The organism is Oceanobacter sp. 3_MG-2023, from assembly GCF_030688925.1.
Lineage (GTDB): Bacteria > Pseudomonadota > Gammaproteobacteria > Pseudomonadales > Oceanobacteraceae > Oceanobacter.
In genome coordinates, this window is record NZ_JAUYVX010000011.1 from 100,317 (window position 1) to 119,294 (window position 18,978).

Consider the following 18,978-nt stretch of genomic DNA (forward strand, 5'->3'; position numbering starts at 1 on the left):
TATGTCGGACAAGCAACCAGCACGCGGTGCCACTCTGACGCCAGTCAGACGTGAGCCAATTACCCGGCGACTGCATATTCCCGTTCAGGTCTGGATCGGACTGGTTATTGCGCTGCTCTTTGTCGGTGCCGGAGTGGTTGTACGTCAGGCCTATCACACCTGGCCGGTTCAAGCGGTGGTGGTGGTTGGCCGGCTGAATGTTTTGAATGCAGAAGATATTGCGCGCCAGTTATTGTGGGTGAGAGACAAGAGTTTCTTTACTCTGGATGTGAACCAGGTTCAGCAGCAGGTGGCGGCTATTCCACTGGTGAGCCGTGTTGCGGTCAGAAAGCACTGGCCGGACAGTGTGGAATTACTGTTGTATGAGGAGTTGCCGGTGGCGCTATGGAATGATGAACAGCTACTGACTGCCACGGGTCGTCTGTCGGCAATACCGCCTGGATTCGCCACAACCGGGCTGATGCGACTATACGGGGCTGATCCGGTGAAGAATGAATCAGTGAAATATTTTCGACGCCTGCAGCAGGCTTTGACTGGTCAGGGTTTGACCGTGAACAGCATGAGTGTTAATGCGGTGCAGGCAGTCGATGCAACATTGTCAAATGGCTGGATTGTTCGTTTTGGACGCCAGTATTTTGAAGAACGATTACAGCGTCTGATTGCTCTATTGGGAGCGCTGGATGCTAAAGAGGTACGCCAGGTGGATTTGAGATATGGCAAGGGTGCGGCTATTCGCTGGCAAACAACAGGGGTAACCGGGTAATGGCAAATGCACAGGCAGGTCAAATGCTGGTGGGACTGGATATAGGAACGTCCAAGATTGTTGCTATTGTCGGGGAAGTGACATCAGATGGCGGTATTGAAATTGTTGGTCTCGGCAGTCACCCCAGTCGGGGGATGAAAAAAGGCGTAGTGGTTAATATCGAGTCCACTGTGCAGTCAATTCGCCGTGCAGTTGAAGAAGCCGAACTGATGGCGGGCTGTACCATTCATTCGGTGTATGCCGGTATTGCTGGCAGCCATGTACAGTCACAAAACTCCAATGGCGTAGTCGCCGTCAGAGGAGCCGAGATCACGGAAGCCGACGTGGAGAGGGTCATCGACGCTGCTCAAGCTGTCGCTATTCCACAGGATCGACGTACGATCCATGTTCTGCCCCAGGAATATTCAGTCGACCATCAGGAAGGTATTCGTGAACCGGTAGGAATGGCCGGTGTCAGGCTGGAGGCCAAGGTACATCTGGTAACTGCAGCGGTGAATGCAGCGCAAAATATTGAACGTTGTGTACAACGTTGTGAACTGAGTACTGATGATATTATTCTGGAACAATTGGCATCCAGTTATGCCGTGTTAAGTGATGATGAGCGGGAATTGGGAGTCTGTATGGTAGATATCGGTGGTGGTACCACTGATATAGCTATTTTTACCGATGGCGCTATACGGCACACCGCTGTTATTCCAATTGCAGGGGATCAGGTGACCAATGATATCGCAATGGCATTATTAACACCGACCCAGCATGCCGAAGCGATAAAAATCAAGTACGCCTGCGCCTTGCGCCAGTTGGCGCACGAAGATGAGATGATCAATGTTCCGAGTGTTGGTGAACGCCCGCCACGTCAGCTGTCACGGCAATCTTTGGCAGAAGTGGTCGAGCCTCGATATGATGAATTATTTTCTCTGATTCAGGCAGAATTGCGTCGTAGCGGCTATGATGAATTAATCCCTGCTGGTGTTGTACTGACCGGCGGCACATCAAAAATGGAAGGTGTGGTTGAATTGGCAGAAGAGATATTTCATATGCCAGTCCGATTGGCCCGGCCTCATGGGGTTTCCGGGTTAACTGACGTAATTAATAACCCTATTTATAGTACCGCTGTAGGGTTACTTCTTTACGCTGTGAAACAGGCTAAAAATAAGCCAGTAGCTATAATTGAAGGTAAATCACATTCCGGGATCTTTACACAGTTATCGGAATGGATAAAAGGCAACTTTTAGTATTTAATGTAATGATGGGTAGTAGAGAGGGGGGGCATCATGTCATTTGGAAAAGAAGGCGATATGTTTGAGTTAGCAGATGATGTGCCGGAAGAGGCGATAATCAAGGTTATCGGCGTGGGTGGCGGTGGCGGTAATGCCGTCCAGCACATGGTAGAAAGCAACATTGATAGCGTTGATTTTATCTGTGCCAATACCGACGCTCAGGCGTTGCGTAATGTTGGTGCTCGTTCTGTAATTCAACTGGGTGTTGGCCTGACCAAAGGACTGGGTGCTGGCGCGAATCCCGATGTTGGTCGCCAGGCGGCGATGGAAGATCGTGATCGTATCGCAGAGGCCCTGAAAGGTGCTGACATGGTCTTTATTACAGCTGGCATGGGGGGAGGCACTGGTACAGGTGGCGCTCCTGTTGTTGCTGAAATTGCCCGTGAACTGGGCATCCTGACTGTTGCTGTTGTTACCCGGCCGTTTTCGTTTGAAGGTAAAAAACGTATGGCCATGGCAGAAGTTGGCCTGAAACAGTTAAGCGAGCATGTTGACTCACTGATTACTATCCCTAATGAAAAACTCCTGTCGGTCCTGGGTAAAGGCACCACATTGATGGATGCTTTCCGCACTGCCAATGACGTGCTGTATGGCGCGGTCAAAGGCATTGCCGATCTGATTACCCAGCAAGGCATGATCAACGTTGACTTTGCCGATGTGCGAACAGTTATGTCCGAAATGGGCCAGGCCATGATGGGTAGCGGTTCCGCCAGTGGCGAAGACCGTGCACGCCAGGCCGCAGAAGCAGCTGTTGGCAGTCCTCTGTTGGAAGACGTCAACCTGAAAGGAGCACGTGGCATCCTGGTGAATGTGACCGCAGGCTATGATTTGTCATTGGGCGAATTCTCGGAAGTGGGTGACATTATTGGTGAATACGCTGCTGAAGATGCAACGGTTGTTGTCGGTACTGTTATTGATCCGGAAATGACCGATGAGCTGCGGGTTACTGTTGTTGCCACTGGCCTGAATTTCCATGCCAGCAGTTCTTCAGCTCCTGCAACGGAACCCCGTCCAAAAAAAGTAGTCGATAATACACCGGCGCCAAAGCGTGCAGATGGTACTCCAGACTACAACAAGCTTGATCGTCCAGCCGTGACTCGTCAGGCTGGAGCGGGAGCTCAGGCTGCGACAAAAGCGGAACCACAAACACGGCAAGACATGGAGTATCTGGATATACCTGCTTTCTTGCGTCGTCAGGCAGATTGAGTAAAAAGAGCATGCCGCTAGCGTGTTCTTGCATTCCTGCTATAATTGCAGGATCTATCTATTTGTATAAGAAACGACCAGAAATGGCAGGATTGTCAGAATGATCCCTCAACGCACCTTAAAGAACACTATCCGCGCTTCAGGTGTAGGCCTTCACTCCGGTGAAAAGGTCTACCTGACTCTGAAGCCCGCCCCGGTTAATACAGGGATCGTATTCCGTCGTACCGATCTTGACCCTGTCGTTGATATTCCTGCGCATGCGTTGAATGTCGGCGAAACCACCTTGTCCACCACCCTTGTACGTGATCACGCCAAAGTCGATACGGTAGAACACCTGTTGTCGGCCATGGCCGGGCTGGGTATCGACAACGCGATTGTAGAAGTCAGTGCCCGCGAAGTGCCTATTATGGACGGCAGCTCTGGCCCATTTGTATTTTTGCTGCAATCGGCAGGTTTGATGGAGCAGGATGCTCCAAAGCGTTTTATCCGTATCAAACGTCGTATCGAAGTCAAAGAGCGTGACAAAACCGCTTCTTTTGCTCCTTATGATGGCTTCAAGGTATCGTTTGAAATTGATTTCGATCATCCAGTACTCAAACAGAGTGTTCAGAAGGCCAGCCTGGATTTTTCCTCGACGTCATACGTCAAGGAAGTAAGCCGTGCGCGTACCTTCGGCTTTACCAAGGATCTTGAGTATATGCGCTCCAAGAACCTGGCGCTGGGCGGTAGCGTTAAAAATGCGATCGTAGTGGATGATTATCGGGTTCTGAATGAAGACGGCTTGCGTTATGAAGATGAGTTCGTCAAACACAAGATACTGGACGCAGTCGGTGATCTGTATTTGCTTGGGCATAGCCTGATCGGTGAGTACATTGGCTACAAGTCTGGTCATGGACTGAATAACTGTCTGTTACGAGAGTTGCTGGCGCATGAAGATGCATGGGAATTCGTTGAATTTACCGAAGAAACTGCACCGATTACTTATATGCGCCCAGCTGCTGCTGGCTGATTGCATCTGAAAAACTATAGCAATACCCGAAGGCCATACTATATGGCCTTGTTTTTGTCTGTTTGTTGGTGGATTCTGATGAGTTTTGCGGTTTGTAAGGCTTCGTTTGTGATGCGGTTGGTGTCAATAAGTAGCAAGCAAGTTGGTAATCGTCACTTACCTGGTTATTTATGAACATTATTGTTGTTGGTCAGCGTCACGGAGAGTCCCGTACTTACCGATTGACCACACCTGCCAAGACATTGTTATTTGGGTGCCTTGTGGCCCTGCCTTTTGCAATGGGGATGGCCGGGTTCTGGTTGGTTGACTGGTTGGCAGATGAAGGTTTTTCCCTGGAGCCACAGGCAGCAGAAGCCTGGGAAAATGATCTCAGCCTGCAGCGTCAGGAGCTGGAGCAGATTCGTGTCCAGACCAATCAGGAATTACAGGCACTAACGGTCAAACTGGCCGAGCTGCAGTCCCGTCTGATGCGTTTGGATGCTCTGGGTGAACGCCTGGTCAGTGTTGCCAATCTGGAAGCCGATGAATTCGATTTTTCCATGGCACCTGCTTTGGGCGGGCCAAAGACACTGGGTGAAGCCTACGAAGCGCCGGAAATCAGCGATGTGCTGAATGACCTGGCTAATCGTATTGGTCATCGTGAGCAGCAGCTGGAAGTGCTGGATGACCTGATGTCTGCCCAACGGCTGGATGCGGATACATTTGTAACTGGCCGACCGATCAAAAAAGGCTGGATGTCTTCCCGCTATGGTCGTCGTACCGATCCTTTTACCGGCCAGCTGGCTTGGCATGGCGGTGTTGATTTTGCCGGTAAGCAGGGGTCGGATATTATTGCGGTTGCGTCTGGGGTTGTTACCTGGGCTGGTGATCGTTATGGCTATGGCAAACTGGTTGAGATCAATCACGGCAATGGCTATAAAACGCGTTATGCCCACTGCTTTGAGCTGAACGTCAAGGTTGGCGATATCGTTCGTAAAGACGATGTTATTGCCTTGATGGGAAGTAGTGGCCGTTCAACCGGCCCTCATGTGCATTTTGAAGTGTACAAGAACGGCCGGACAGTTGACCCATCTGCATATCTTCATCGTACCCTCCGATAGGCATTGATCAAATTACTTGTCACCATCTCGGACTTGTCATCTGAAGCGCGTATAATCGAGCGTTTCAGTCCGTCCGGGCCTCACTGTATTTGCAAATTGGATAGTTAGAATCTCATGATGGGTAATATTTTTCGCAAGCTTTTCGGCAGTAAAAATAGCCGGGAACTGAAGCGTATGGGTAAGCTGGTTACACAGATAAACAGCCATGAAGAAGCCCTGAAAGCGCTTGTTGATGCCGAGTTGCAGGCCAAAACTGCTGAATTCAAGCAGCGCCTGGAAGGTGGTGAAAAACTGGATGCCCTGCTGCCAGAAGCTTTCGCCGTCTGCCGGGAAGCCAGCCGGCGAGTGATGGGGATGCGTCACTTTGACGTCCAGCTGATTGGTGGTGTTACCCTGCATGAAGGCCGTATTGCCGAGATGCGTACCGGCGAAGGTAAAACCCTGGTGGGTACCTTGCCAACCTATCTGAATGCTTTGACAGGCAAATGCGTCAGTGTCGTTACCGTGAACGATTATCTCGCGCGTCGTGATGCCGAGTGGATGCGTCCCCTGTATGAATACCTGGGGTTGAGTGTTGGTGTTGTTGTCCCCGGCCAGCAAACCGCAGAAAAGCGCGAGCAATATCAAGCGGACATCGTGTACGGCACCAATAACGAATTCGGTTTCGATTACCTGCGCGACAATATGGCGTTTTCTCTGGACGATAAGGTGCAGCGCGAATTGTATTTCGCCATCGTCGATGAAGTGGATTCCATTCTGATCGATGAAGCCCGAACTCCTTTGATTATTTCTGGCCCTGCTCAGGATAATTCCGAGCTGTACCGCAAGATCAATTTGCTGGCACCCAAGCTGGTCCAAGGTGAACTGGACGAAGACGATACCCCGGTTTCCGGGCACTTTATTATCGATGAAAAAACCCGTTCAGTTGAAATGACTGAGGAAGGGCACGAATTTGTTGAAGGCATGTTGGTTGACGAGGGAATTCTGGAAGCCGGTGAAAGCCTGTATGCCACCCAGAATCTCAACTTGCTGCACCATGTCCATTCCGCTTTGCGGGCCCATGCGATTTACCATAAAAACGTCGACTATATTGTCCAGAATAACCAGATTGTTATTGTCGACGAGCATACCGGACGTACCATGCCAGGGCGTCGCTGGAGCGAAGGCCTGCATCAGGCTATTGAAGCCAAAGAGGGTGTCCGTATCCAGGCCGAAAGTCAGACTCTGGCTTCCACGACCTTCCAGAACTACTTCCGGCTGTATGAAAAACTGGCTGGTATGACTGGTACTGCCGATACCGAAGCATTTGAATTTAACCAGATCTATGGCCTTGATGTGGTGGTGATTCCGACCAACAAACCCGTCCAGCGAATCGATTACAATGATGTGATTTACGCTACCCAGCCAGAAAAATACGCAGCAGTTGTCGAAGAAGTACGTGCGGTAATTGAGCTGAAACGTCCGGTACTGGTGGGTACCGCGTCGATTGAATCTTCCGAGTATGTGGCTGGATTACTGACAAAAGCCAAGATTCCGCACAATGTGCTGAACGCCAAGGAAAATGCACGCGAAGCAGAAATTATCGCTGATGCCGGTCGTCCGGGAGCCGTGACCATCGCGACCAACATGGCAGGTCGTGGTACCGATATCATGCTGGGTGGTAACTGGGAGTCTGAAGTTGCCCGCCTGGATAATCCTACCGAGGAAGAAATCGCCGCAGTCAAGAAGGACTGGCAAGAACGGCATGATGCGGTATTGGAAGCCGGGGGTCTGCATATCGTCGGTACCGAACGTCATGAATCACGCCGTATCGATAATCAGCTGCGTGGTCGTGCGGGTCGTCAGGGGGATGCCGGATCAACCCGGTTTTTCCTGTCGCTGGACGACAGCCTGATGCGTATGTTCATGTCCGACCGTATGCGTAACATGATGCAAGCGCTGGGTATGAAAGACGGCGAATCCATCGAGCACAAAATGGTCACCAATGCCGTTGAGAAAGCACAACGCAAGGTGGAAGGCCGTAACTTTGATATTCGTAAACAGCTGCTTGAATACGATGATGTTGCCAACGATCAACGTCGGGTGGTTTATGAGCAGCGTAATGACCTGATGGCGATGGAAGATATTGGTGACATTATCTCCACGATCCGGAAAGACGTGGTTGATGATGCGATTAATGACTATATCGCCCCACAAAGTCTGGAAGAGCAGTGGGATATCGCTGGGCTGGAAGCGCATCTGAAATCAGAATTTGATGTCGATTTACCGATTCAGCAATGGCTGGACTCGGAAGACAAACTGTACGAAGAGACGCTGCGTGAACGTATTCTGACGGCCATTGAGCAAGCCTACCAAGAGAAGGAAGCATCTGCCGGTCGGGAAACACTGCGTGGTTTTGAAAAGCAAGTCATGCTGCAGATCGTCGACAACCTCTGGAAAGAGCACTTGGCGACCATGGATCATCTGCGTCAGGGAATCCACTTGCGTGGTTATGGCCAGAAGAACCCGAAACAGGAATACAAGCGTGAATCATTTATCCTGTTCCAGGAATTGCTGAGCAATATCAAGCGCGAAACCATCCGTGTACTCTCTCATGTCAAAGTGCGTGAAGAGTCAGAAGTGCAGGCAATGGAAGAAAAACGCCGGGCGGAAGCTGAAGCCCAGGCCCAGTTGGCCAAGTACGAACACGAAGCAACGACCAGCATGGTGGCGGATGAACCAATCGAGCAGGCCGAAGGTGATGATCAGGCGCAGCCATTTGTACGTGACGATCGCAAGGTAGGTCGTAATGAGCTCTGTCCGTGTGGTTCGGGTAAAAAATACAAGCATTGCCATGGCAAGCTGTCATAAGGCACAAGAGAAACAAGATGGCCGTTAATTTTTCTGTATTTGAAGATTTTGCAACTGTTGCCGGTGTGCGGCTGGGGGTTGCCCAGTCTGCCGTGCGTTATCCAAACCGGGACGACATGGTAATTTTTGAGCTGGCGGAAGGCACAGAAGTCGCCGGAGTATTTACCCGAAATGCCTTTTGTGCCGCCCCGGTCGTGGTTGCTCGTGAACATCTGGCGCTGCAGGCGCCACGTTACCTGCTGATCAATACCGGCAATGCCAACGCCGGGACAGGCAAGCAGGGATTTGCCAATGCTCGACGTAGTTGTGAGCTACTGGCGCAGGCAACCGGTGTGGCCAGCAGTCAGGTCTTGCCATTCTCGACCGGCGTGATTGGTGAGCCGCTGAATATGGATGCCTTTGAACGGGGTATTCCACTGGCTCTGGCTCACCTGGGCGACGATCAGTGGGCCCGTGCAGCCCGTGGCATCATGACAACCGACACCTTGCCCAAAGGTTACTCTCACTGTTTTGAGCTGGATGGCCACGAAGTAACGATCACAGGCATCTCCAAGGGTGCTGGTATGATCAAGCCAGATATGGCGACCATGCTGGGTTTTATCGCCACGGATGTTCGCATTGACAAAACCGTGCTGGAACAGTGGTGTGGACGCCTGGCGAATGCCTCGTTCAACCGTATTACCATTGACGGTGATACCTCCACTAACGACAGTTGCCTGTTAATTGCAACAGGTCAGTCGACCCTGACCATTGATGATGCCGATTCGCCAGTGGCTGAAGCCCTGTTTGCCGAACTGAAAATCGCATTCCAGTTGTTGGCTCAGGCCATTGTGCGTGACGGGGAAGGGGCAACCAAGTTTGTCACCGTCGAAGTGGTCGAGGCACAAGCCGCGCAAGAAGCGCTGGATGTGGCCTATACCGTGGCCCATTCACCTCTGGTCAAGACAGCGATGTTTGCCTCCGATGCCAACTGGGGTCGTATTCTGGCCGCTGTTGGTCGTGCCGGTGTAGCAGACATGGAACTGGAAAAAATCCAGATCTGGCTGGATGACGTACAAATCGTGGAAGATGGCGGTCGTTGTGATGGTTATAACGAAGATGCTGGCGCTGCGATTTTCAAACAGCCTGAGTTTACCGTACGTATTGCCCTTGGGCGTGGTGATGTAACCGAGACTATCTGGACGACCGATCTGTCGCATGAATATGTCAGCATCAATGCTGATTACCGTTCCTGATGGCAATTGGCGCTGATACCCAGCCACTTCAACTGGCTGTTGCCGTTGCGGTGATCTGTAATCCGCAACAGCAAATCCTGATCGCAAAACGTCCGGATAACAAACATCAGGGCGGCTATTGGGAATTTCCAGGTGGCAAAATTGAAGCTGGGGAAACAACGACGGCCGCGCTGATACGAGAGTTGGACGAAGAGCTGGGATTGCAGCTGGAGCCTGCCTGCCTGTCGGCACTGATTGAAGTCTGCTTCGATTATCCTGACAAGTCGGTGAGACTGGATGTGTATTGGGTTGCTGTTACGGCGGCTGAAGCGTTACAGGCTCATGGTGCCGAAGGCCAGCCGATTACCTGGGTAACCGCCAGGGAATTGCTTGATTACAATTTTCCGGCGGCGAATCAGCCGATTCTGGAAGCAACACTGCATCGTTTGGCCCAATCAAACCTGGCTGAATAACCGCAAGCCGGTTATTCAAACGCGGTTAAAAATGGCCATACGGTCAGCATGATAATAATAGCTATCGCCACTACTACCAGAAAAAAATCGACGGGACGTTCCTGAAAGCGCTGGCGTAGAGACGCTGGTAGCTGATCCGGATCGCCAGTCTGTTTTTGGGTTAACAGATTGTGCTGTACCTGGTCGATCAGGGACCTGGCTTCGGTATAATCGTCAGCACTCACTAACCAGATAGCTGCTACCGCTATCCCCCAACGCCCGGCATGGGTTTCATAATACGGAATATCATGCTGTTCCAGTAAAGCCCGCACGGCATTGGCTTCTTCATCCGGTACGTTATTCAGCTTGAATAATAATCTGGCCATCAGGGTTTGCTCGTTGCAGGTGTTGGTCGGACCGTGATGATCAGACCGGCAGCATATATCAGGGATATCAGGCAGAAAGCATATAGAGGAATCAGTCCCCAGTGGGTGTAGGGGGTTTCTCCTGTGCGTAATTCCGCCTTGGCGGTCAGACTGCCCAGGGTACTGGTCTGTAGCTGTTTTACGATACGGCCGTGATGGTTGACCAGCGCGGTGATACCGGTGTTGGTCGAGCGGAGCAAATAGCGTCCGGTTTCCAGTGCGCGCATTTGCGCCAGTCCCATATGCTGTTTCGGCCCGAGAGAGTCACCAAACCAGGCGTCATTACTCACTGTAACCAGCAGGTTGGCATTCTTGGCCATCTCGCCCACCAGTTGGGGGTAGGCGATTTCGTAGCAGATATAAGGGGCTATCAGATACAGCTGGTCATGTGCTTCAAAACGGATCAGCGGCTGCTCGGCAGCACCATGCAGAAAACTCGACATTTCCAGATCCAGAAAAGGAATTAATCCGCGTAGCTGACTTTCAAAAGGGATAAATTCGCCAAAAGGCACCAGTTGTTGCTTGTGATACAGGCCGTCAGCCATACCCGCCGCAACCACGCTATTGTGGTACTCCCCAGCCAGCGGATGATTGGGGGGATAACGGTAGGCAATGCCGGTAATCAAGCCGGAATTATGCAGTTGGGCGTTGTGACTGAGTTCGTCAAGATAGGGTAGAAACTGGTCATAAACTAGTGTCACGGCTGTTTCGGGCCAGACAATCAGGTCGCTGTCCCAGAGTTTTCTAGTTTCCTTGATATACAGGTTGATGGTCGGACTGACCATCTCCGGTTTCCATTTCAGGTTCTGGTTGATATTGCCCTGTACGCTGCTGACCGTTAGTGTGTCGATCGCCGTGGTCCACTGCTGCTGCTGTAACCAGTACCCCGTGGGCCAAAGCAGCAGTACTAACAAGTAACGTAGCCGGGTAGTGCGTAATGTCTGGATCAGGCTGCTGACGGTCAGTACCAGAATAACGGAAATACCATAGCTGCCGATCACTGGTGCCCAGCCCGCCAGCCAGGTGAACAAGTGAGCATCACCGGCAAATAACCAGGGAAAGCCGGTAAACAGCCAGCTTCGTACCCACTCACTGATAAACCAGAATGTTGGTAATAGCAGCCAGGGTATTACCTGCCGTCCATTACGATGGAACAGGGCATACAGTGCGAAACAGCCAGCCGGTACCAGAGCCAGTACGGCAGCAAAGGCGGCAGCCAGCAAGATGGCCAGTGGCGCAGAGGTGCCTCCAAAGTCATGCATGCTGACATAGACCCAGGAAACACCGCTACCAAATTGGCCAAAGGCATACCACCAACTACGCCCAAAGGCCTGTCGGCAAGAATCCGGTTGCCACAGCATATGGGTAAACAACGCCAGGCTGACCAGGCCCAGCGGCCACCAGTACAGTGGCGCCAGTGCGAGAGGGAAAATGGCACCAGCGGCCAATAACAACAGCCTTGAAATCCAGCGGTGGGAGATCATAGAGACCCTGGTGGAAGTGGTTGGCATCACACAGGGGTGACCTCAAGCAAGTTGATTTGACGGCTGGTGCCGTTAATGACCTTGAAGTGCCAGTTTTCGATATTGATGCTTTCGTTACACTCAGGTACCCGGCCAAAATGATGGATCACGATGCCGCCAATGGTATCGAAGTCATCATCACTGAAGCTGGCTTCAAAATGGTCGTTAAAGTCATCAACCGGAGTCAGTGCCTTGACCATAAAGATCTGGCTTTCGACTTCCTTGATCAGGCTCTCTTCTTCATCGAAGTCGTGTTCATCTTCAATATCACCAACAATCTGTTCCAGCACATCTTCGATGGTGACCAGGCCGGCGACGCTGCCAAATTCATCAACCACGATGGCCATATGGTTACGGGTTGCACGGAATTCCCGCAGCAAAACATTCAGCCGCTTGCTCTCTGGCACAAAGGTGGTTGGACGCAGTATATCCCGCAGGCGAAAATGATCGTGATGATCCGCCAACAGCAGTGGCAACAAATCCTTGGCCAGCATAATGCCGAGGATTTCGTTTTGACCTTCACCGAGTACCGGGAAGCGCGAGTGAGCTGATTCAATAATGCGCGGAATGCAGCCCTTGAGTGACTCGTTGATTTGAATCGAGACCATTTGGGCGCGGGGAATCATGATATCCCTGACCTGCATTTCGGAAACCTGCAGGGCACCTTCAAGAATGTTCAGTGTATCGTTATCGACAATGCTGCGTTCGGCAGCCTCGCGTACAATCACTTTGATGTCCTGACGGCTTTGTGGATCGTCAGAGAACAGGTCAGTCAGCTTTTCCAACCAACTTCGGGGGTCTTCGCTCATGGGGCCTCGTCTTGATAAGGGTCTGGGAAGTTGAGCTGTGCCAGCAGGCAACGCTCCAGTGCTTCCATCTCTTCCGCTTCGTCGTCATTTATATGGTCGTATCCGAGTAAATGCAAGCAGCCATGAATGACCATATGCGCCCAATGGGCCTCGTCGGATTTACCCTGTTCATGAGCTTCTCTGGTGACAATCTGCACACAGATGACCAAATCTCCCAATAACGGGATCGGCACCTGAGGCGGAGCCTCAAAAGGAAAGGACAGGACATTGGTGGGCGAGTCCTTTCCGCGATACTCATGATTCAATTGTTGACTTTCTTCCGCTCCACAAAGACGAATGGTTAACTCTGGCTCGTCATAAGGTGAGCGGTCGGTGAGCGCGGCGGTTACCCATTGCAAAAACTGCGCTTCCGTTGGCAGTTCTGTTGCGCCCAGATCGATCTCATCGGCTAGCTGTAAGTCCAGCAGAGGTGTGGTCATTGTGTGTTGGCCTGCTGTCGTTCCTGGCGGCGGGCTACTCTGGCCTGCTCCTCTTGTTCGTCGTGACGGTCGTAGGCATCCACAATTCGTTGTACCAGTGGGTGGCGGACGACATCACGATTGTCGAAGCGGGTAATGCCAATGCCTTCAACGCCGTCGAGAACTTCCAGACCATGGCGCAAGCCGGACTGCACGCCACGGGGCAGGTCGGTTTGGGTAAGGTCGCCAGTAATCACCGCTTTGGAGCCAAAGCCGACCCGGGTCAGGAACATTTTCATCTGTTCTCTGGTGGTATTCTGGCTTTCATCCAGAATCACAAAAGAGTGACTGAGGGTACGCCCCCGCATATAGGCCAGTGGCGCTACCTCGATGATATTACGCTCCATCAGTTTGCCGACATGCTCAAAGCCCAGCATCTCGTAGAGAGCGTCGTACAGTGGCCGCAGATACGGGTCAATTTTTTGGGCCAGGTCACCGGGAAGAAAACCCAGTTTTTCACCAGCTTCCACGGCCGGGCGTACCAGCAGGATGCGTTTTACTTCATCTTGTTGCAGGGCTTCTACTGCGGCGGCAACGGCGAGAAAGGTTTTACCGGTACCTGCGGGGCCAATGCCGAAGCTGATGTCGTAGCGGCGTATCTGGTGAATATATTCGCGTTGATGCTTGCCGCGGACTTTGACATAGGTCTGGGGGGTCTTGATAACCAGCGGGCCGTGGAGATCAGGCTGTTCTGGTGACTCTGCAATATCGCTGTCACTGTTACTGTTGTCACTGGCTTCATCATGCTGACTGATTTTATCTTCCGAGAGCAGTAAATGAATCAGGTCGGGTGTGATCGGCGTGCTATTGGCGGTCTCACGGTAAAGCCGTTCAATCAGCCGCGCTGCCCGCTGCCCGGCAATCTGGTCGCCTTCAAAGCGGAACTGACCGCCGCGATTATAGATCACCAGTTGGTAGTGGTCGGCAATCTGGCGAATATGGCTGTCCAGATGGCCACTGAGATTGGCGAGTCGGGAGGCATCTTCCGGCTGCAGCTCCAGAGTCTGGACGGCAGGATCCGCAGTAAGTGCTGGAGCGCTGGGCGTATCGGTCAAAAAAATCTCCTGAAAATAAGCAAAAGCGTACTGGTCTAGTACGCCTGATCAGCATCGATGATGACACCACGCAGACTGTTCGGGTAGGCATCTTCAATCTGCACCCGGACGAATTTACCAATCAGGCTATGGTCTTCATAGCGGAAGTTGACGACACGGTTGTTTTCAGTACGTCCCTGCAGTTCACCGGGGTCTTTGCGGGAGACGCCGGTGACCAGAATGGTCTCTTCCCGGCCAACCATACGACGACTGATCAGCTGGGCATTTTGCAAAATACGGTCCTGCAGAATATGCAGACGTTCTTTCTTGATGCTCTCTGGTGTCTCATCCGGTAACTCAGCCGCCGGTGTACCGGGGCGGGCGCTGTAAATAAAACTGAACGAAGTATCAAAACCAATGGTTTCGATCAGCTTCATGGTGTCTTCAAAGTCTGCCAGTGTTTCACCCGGAAAGCCGATAATAAAGTCGGAGGAAATGGAGATATCCGGACGCAGCTTGCGCAGTCGCTCAATCTTGTCGATGTAGAGGTCAATTTCATGGCCGCGTTTCATCGCCGCAAGAATCCGGTTGGAACCACTTTGTACGGGTAAATGCAGATGGCTGACCAGTTCGGGGACTTCGGCATACACCTGGATCAGGCTATCGCTGAATTCCAGTGGGTGGGACGTGGTGAAACGGATACGGTCAATACCCTCGATATCGGCAACCTGAGTGATCAGTTCGGCAAGGTCGGCTTCGTCGTCGTCGGTGGTTTGGCCACGGTAGGCGTTAACATTCTGACCGAGCAAGTTGACTTCACGTACCCCCTGCGCTGCCAACGATTCGACTTCCTTGAGGACGTCGGCCAGTGGTCGGCTGACTTCTTCGCCGCGAGTGTAGGGCACAACACAGAAAGTACAGTACTTGGAGCAGCCTTCCATCACCGAGACAAACGCGCTGCACCCCTCCACCTTGGGAGCCGGCAAGTGATCAAATTTTTCGATCTCAGGAAAGGTAACATCCACAACCTGGATGGCATTGGCCGCCTTGTTGACCATGGATGGCAGGCGGTGCAACGTCTGGGGGCCAAACACCATATCGACAAAGGGAGCACGCTTGATAATGGCATCCCCTTCCTGGCTGGCAACACAACCGCCAACGCCGATTTTCAGGTCGGGATTTTTGGCTTTCAGTTTTTTCCAGCGGCCCAGCTCGTGGAAGACTTTCTCCTGGGCCTTTTCCCGGATGGAACAGGTATTCAGCAGAATAACATCGGCTTCTTCCGGGTTCTGGGTGATTTCCATTTTATGGCTGGACTCCAGCATGTCTGCCATTCGGGATGAATCGTATTCGTTCATTTGGCAACCGTGCGTTTTGATGTAAAGCTTTTTCGGTTGGTCCTGAGTGGCAGATGTCATGGGCAAAACAGCCTTCGGTATCGCGTAAAAAAAGGGGCGGTATTATACTTCGCTCCCTTCTGTTGATGCCAGTATGTATCAGCAGTCCTGATCGAGATTTTCTGTGTATTTGAGGTTGTCTGACGCCTGTATGAATTCGAAAGAAATAGCTGAACCCGTTTACCGTGTTGTTTTTTTACAGCAAGCGGAGGTATTTGAAATTTATGCGCGCTATATCTATCCCAGTGATTTATATGGTTTTGTTGAGATCGAACAATTGCTGTTTGGAGAGCGTTCCCAGGTGGTGGTTGATCCTGGCGAAGAGAGGCTGAAAAACACGTTTGCTGATGTCAAACGCACCTTTATTCCTATGCATGCTGTTATCCGTATTGATGAAGTCAGCAAAGAGGGTACGCCGACCGTGACCAAAACCGATGGTACGACCAATATCAGTGTATTCCCCGGGCCAGGAGGAGGCCCGGCAGGACGGCGATAACGTCATTGATGACGGTTGGTGATGATGATTCCGGCACGGCTTGTCAGCTTCGGCAGGCCCTGCTATGTTCAGATGAGATGTTCCTGATGAGTAGGGGAGTGAGTCTCATGAATACAGAAGTGATGCCGTTGTTCTGGCGGATTGCCGAACACGAAAAAAACGGACTGGAAGCCGTTAGTCTGTTAATGCCTGCTCCGGTTAGCGGAGAAGAGCCTGCAGAATTCCCCACTGATGTTTTTTTCTGCTCTTCCAGAGAGCAAAAACCACCGGTTGACTTGCGCTGGTCTGATGAAGATTCTGACCTGTTTATGAGTCTGTTGGATCGCGTGGTGGATGTTGAGGAAAACAACGAAGTCACACTGGATATCAATGACGGTATCGTTCAGGGCATCGTGCAACTGGTAGCCTTGGCACGATTCAAGAAACCAGCCAGTACGGATGATCTGGTCGGTGAGGATTTTAATACCGAGCGGGAAGAAACCGAAATTGGCGATCTTGTGGCGCTGAATACCCGTTACGGTTATATCCTGGCGATTGTGGTCGGATTGGATTCCATCGATACCACCTGCGTCTTGCTGGAGTCTGTGGAGGATGAATCCGGACTGACTCTGGCGGCAGAAAACACCCTGGTTGTGGCTAACCGGCTGTCAATCTTATCGAGCCGCTTTGCCGACTCGGATATTGGCCAAGGTGAGGTGCGGCACTGACGTTGATTGGCAGCGACATGTCGCCATCTCATATGATTACTTATTTCGCCAGCGCCAGTCGCTGGCGTTTTTGTTTCAGTATCAAGTGAGTCAGGGTGGAATAAAAACCAGTCCCGGCTTGAGAGTGGTAGCGGAGTTGAGCGGTAACTTCACTGGCCACAGTATTTGCAGTGGATTGCTTGTTCATGTGTGATCCTGTCCGAGTAGGTGAAAGAATATTCATTCCGTGTTCGTATCGTATTAGCAGCGTATGGCATCCCAGCACAGGCAGAGAATCTCGTTTTCATCACAGTTGACACAACTGAACTTCTCAGGTGCCTGCTGTTGTTTTTTGGCCATCATGGAAAGGCTTCCGTACGTCACGGTATTCAGCAGTTCGTTAGGAAGTTCTTTGAATACTCCCTGATGCTTGCCGTCATTCAGTAACTGCCCAATCACCTGCTGGAGCGTTGCCAGGGATTTTTCCCGTTGTTCCGGGCAAATCGTCGGTGACGCCAGCAGTTGATCCATCAGTGCCCGCTGGCAAGGGTTGGCCAGCACGTAGCGATAATAATTTCCCCACAAGGTGAAAAAGCGTTCGCGTAGTGACAGCGAGGGGTCGTAGCCCTCGGTACAGGCGGCGGTCAGCTTTTCAATCAGGTCATCAAACAAGGCACAAACCAGATCCTGCTTGGTCTCGAAATATCGATAGATAGTTCCAGCCCCACACCCGGCAAGGGCGGATATTTTGGACATTGGGCATGCTTGAAGGCCATGTTCAACAATCATTTTTGCTGTTGCTTTAAGGATATCTTCGCGCCTGTCTATCATGATGCTCTATTGCTTGTGACTGAATGTTCATTCTGTTCTTTGAAGAGCCTGTTTGCAATCCAATATTAGGGGAATATTAGGTATTGTTTTGGTTCAATCTGTTGATTATTTGCAACAGTTGTCAGGAAAGGGCAGTGCAGCGGTGAGCAAGGAGGGAGAATCGGTCAAAAGTGATACGAATAGCAGGCAGTCAGGACTACCTGTGCCTGCTATATTATTGATATATCGGTTGATATTTCGAAGCTGGCTTCGAAAATGGCGTGCTTATACGTTGAAACGGAAATGGATAATATCACCGTCCTTGACGATGTATTCTTTACCTTCCAGACGCCACTTACCGGCTTCTTTGGCACCGGATTCACCCCGATACTGGATAAAGTCGTTGTAACCAATCACTTCCGCCCGAATGAAGCCTCGTTCAAAATCGGTATGGATGGCAGCAGCAGCCCGTGGGGCGGTATCACCGACCTTGATGGTCCAGGCGCGAACTTCTTTTACACCTGCGGTGAAGTAGGTTTGTAATCCGAGTAATTCATAACCGGCGCGAATAACACGGTCCAGGCCTGGTTCTTCCATACCGATTTCGGAAAGGAATTCCATCTTGTCTTCATCATCCAGTTCAGCGATTTCAGACTCGATTTTGTTACATACCACGACCACCTGGGCACCTTCAGCAGCGGCGATATCGCGGACCACATCGAGGTGAGGGTTGTTGTCAAAACCATCTTCCGCCACGTTGGCAATGTACATGGTGGGTTTGGTGGTCAGCAGGTGGAATGCGCGGGCGACCTTTTTCTCGTCATCACTCATATCCAGCATGCGGGCGGTATGGCCTTCTTCAAAATGAGGCAGCAAGCGCTCGAGCAAGGCTTTTTGTGCGATGGCGTCCTTGTCACCCCCTTTGGCGGTACGGGTGACACGTTGATACTGTTTCTCGCAGGAATCCATATCAGCCAGTACCAGCTCGGTATTGATAATATCGATGTCATCAGCCGGATTAACCTGGTTGGCAACGTGAATCACGTTGTCATCTTCAAAACAGCGGACAACGTGGGCAATGGCATCCGTTTCGCGGATATTGGCAAGAAACTGGTTGCCCAGGCCTTCACCCTTGGATGCACCGGCGACCAGCCCGGCAATATCAACAAATTCCATCGAAGTGGGAACAACGCGTTCCGGTTTGACGATTTCAGACAATTCATCCAGGCGTTTATCGGGCATGGAAACCACTCCCGAGTTAGGCTCAATGGTGCAGAACGGAAAGTTCTCTGCGTCGATGCCGGCCTTGGTGAGTGCATTGAACAGCGTGGATTTTCCGACGTTGGGCAAGCCAACGATACCGCATTTAAAGCCCATAGATGGTTTCCTGTATCTGATAAAAACGG

At 51.5% G+C, this 18,978-nt stretch carries 19 protein-coding genes; 10 read left to right on the forward strand and 9 right to left on the reverse strand.

The window, feature by feature from the left end:
• Window position 1: 1 nt before the first annotated feature.
• From Q8W32_RS11310 to mutT, 8 genes are all read left to right on the forward strand, one after another.
• Window positions 2-763, forward strand: coding sequence for a cell division protein FtsQ/DivIB (locus Q8W32_RS11310; RefSeq protein WP_303433040.1), 762 nt, complete (start codon window positions 2-4; stop codon window positions 761-763).
• The gene (gene ftsA, locus Q8W32_RS11315) at window positions 763-1,998 is read left to right on the forward strand and encodes a cell division protein FtsA (RefSeq protein ID WP_303433037.1); all 1,236 of its coding nucleotides are present in this window, start codon (window positions 763-765) and stop codon (window positions 1,996-1,998) included. The genes Q8W32_RS11310 and ftsA overlap by 1 nt, the downstream gene beginning before the upstream one ends.
• 63 nt (window positions 1,999-2,061) lie before the next feature.
• Window positions 2,062-3,249 carry a cell division protein FtsZ gene (ftsZ, locus tag Q8W32_RS11320; protein ID WP_303433086.1) on the forward strand — a complete coding sequence of 396 codons (1,188 nt, stop codon included), beginning with the start codon at window positions 2,062-2,064 and terminating at the stop codon, window positions 3,247-3,249.
• 100 nt (window positions 3,250-3,349) lie between these two features.
• A complete protein-coding gene (lpxC, locus tag Q8W32_RS11325; RefSeq protein WP_303433035.1) occupies window positions 3,350-4,258 on the forward strand; it encodes a UDP-3-O-acyl-N-acetylglucosamine deacetylase in 909 nt (302 codons plus the stop codon).
• Window positions 4,259-4,428: 170 nt separating this feature from the next.
• Window positions 4,429-5,358 (forward strand): M23 family metallopeptidase, encoded by a 930-nt coding sequence (locus Q8W32_RS11330; RefSeq protein WP_303433033.1) that lies wholly within the window; start codon window positions 4,429-4,431, stop codon window positions 5,356-5,358.
• Window positions 5,359-5,472: 114 nt separating this feature from the next.
• The gene (secA, locus tag Q8W32_RS11335; protein ID WP_303433032.1) at window positions 5,473-8,208 is read left to right on the forward strand and encodes a preprotein translocase subunit SecA; all 2,736 of its coding nucleotides are present in this window, start codon (window positions 5,473-5,475) and stop codon (window positions 8,206-8,208) included.
• 17 nt (window positions 8,209-8,225) lie between these two features.
• The gene (gene argJ / locus Q8W32_RS11340; RefSeq protein WP_305414986.1) at window positions 8,226-9,443 is read left to right on the forward strand and encodes a bifunctional glutamate N-acetyltransferase/amino-acid acetyltransferase ArgJ; all 1,218 of its coding nucleotides are present in this window, start codon (window positions 8,226-8,228) and stop codon (window positions 9,441-9,443) included.
• Window positions 9,443-9,895, forward strand: coding sequence for an 8-oxo-dGTP diphosphatase MutT (gene mutT / locus Q8W32_RS11345; protein ID WP_305414988.1), 453 nt, complete (start codon window positions 9,443-9,445; stop codon window positions 9,893-9,895). The genes argJ and mutT overlap by 1 nt, the downstream gene beginning before the upstream one ends.
• 11 nt (window positions 9,896-9,906) lie before the next feature.
• On the opposite strand, the gene Q8W32_RS11350 is transcribed toward mutT, so the two are convergent.
• From Q8W32_RS11350 to miaB, 6 genes are read right to left on the reverse strand one after another with little or no spacing between them, the layout of a single operon-like run.
• On the reverse strand, window positions 9,907-10,260 hold the full coding sequence (locus Q8W32_RS11350) for a DUF6164 family protein (RefSeq protein ID WP_305414989.1): 354 nt from the start codon (window positions 10,258-10,260) through the stop codon (window positions 9,907-9,909).
• On the reverse strand, window positions 10,260-11,783 hold the full coding sequence (gene lnt, locus Q8W32_RS11355) for an apolipoprotein N-acyltransferase (protein ID WP_305414990.1): 1,524 nt from the start codon (window positions 11,781-11,783) through the stop codon (window positions 10,260-10,262). Before lnt ends, Q8W32_RS11350 begins: the two co-directional genes overlap by 1 nt.
• Before the next feature lie 26 nt (window positions 11,784-11,809).
• A complete protein-coding gene (locus Q8W32_RS11360; RefSeq protein ID WP_303433027.1) occupies window positions 11,810-12,631 on the reverse strand; it encodes an HlyC/CorC family transporter in 822 nt (273 codons plus the stop codon).
• A complete protein-coding gene (gene ybeY / locus Q8W32_RS11365) occupies window positions 12,628-13,110 on the reverse strand; it encodes an rRNA maturation RNase YbeY (protein WP_305414992.1) in 483 nt (160 codons plus the stop codon). The genes Q8W32_RS11360 and ybeY overlap by 4 nt, the downstream gene beginning before the upstream one ends.
• Window positions 13,107-14,204, reverse strand: coding sequence for a PhoH family protein (locus tag Q8W32_RS11370; protein ID WP_305414993.1), 1,098 nt, complete (start codon window positions 14,202-14,204; stop codon window positions 13,107-13,109). The genes ybeY and Q8W32_RS11370 overlap by 4 nt, the downstream gene beginning before the upstream one ends.
• 35 nt (window positions 14,205-14,239) lie before the next feature.
• Window positions 14,240-15,601: a tRNA (N6-isopentenyl adenosine(37)-C2)-methylthiotransferase MiaB gene (gene miaB / locus Q8W32_RS11375; RefSeq protein WP_305414994.1), complete on the reverse strand. Its 1,362-nt coding sequence runs from the start codon at window positions 15,599-15,601 to the stop codon at window positions 14,240-14,242.
• Window positions 15,602-15,731: 130 nt separating this feature from the next.
• Here miaB and Q8W32_RS11380 point away from each other — a divergent pair, with 130 nt between their 5' ends.
• Together Q8W32_RS11380 and Q8W32_RS11385 are read left to right on the forward strand one after the other, a co-directional pair.
• Window positions 15,732-16,076, forward strand: a complete 345-nt coding sequence (locus Q8W32_RS11380) for a DUF1820 family protein (RefSeq protein ID WP_303433022.1) — start codon at window positions 15,732-15,734, stop codon at window positions 16,074-16,076.
• A 107-nt stretch (window positions 16,077-16,183) separates the two neighbouring features.
• A complete protein-coding gene (locus Q8W32_RS11385) occupies window positions 16,184-16,783 on the forward strand; it encodes a hypothetical protein (RefSeq protein WP_303433021.1) in 600 nt (199 codons plus the stop codon).
• 40 nt (window positions 16,784-16,823) lie between these two features.
• On the opposite strand, the gene Q8W32_RS11390 is transcribed toward Q8W32_RS11385, so the two are convergent.
• The 3 genes from Q8W32_RS11390 to ychF all read right to left on the reverse strand — a co-directional run bounded on the left by Q8W32_RS11390 (window position 16,824) and on the right by ychF (window position 18,949).
• A complete protein-coding gene (locus tag Q8W32_RS11390) occupies window positions 16,824-16,970 on the reverse strand; it encodes a hypothetical protein (RefSeq protein ID WP_305414995.1) in 147 nt (48 codons plus the stop codon).
• 53 nt (window positions 16,971-17,023) lie between these two features.
• Entirely contained in the window at window positions 17,024-17,593 is a 570-nt protein-coding gene (locus Q8W32_RS11395) for a TetR/AcrR family transcriptional regulator (protein WP_303433019.1), read from the reverse strand.
• A 264-nt stretch (window positions 17,594-17,857) separates the two neighbouring features.
• Window positions 17,858-18,949: a redox-regulated ATPase YchF gene (gene ychF, locus Q8W32_RS11400; RefSeq protein ID WP_303433018.1), complete on the reverse strand. Its 1,092-nt coding sequence runs from the start codon at window positions 18,947-18,949 to the stop codon at window positions 17,858-17,860.
• Between the last annotated feature and the right edge of the window lie 29 nt (window positions 18,950-18,978).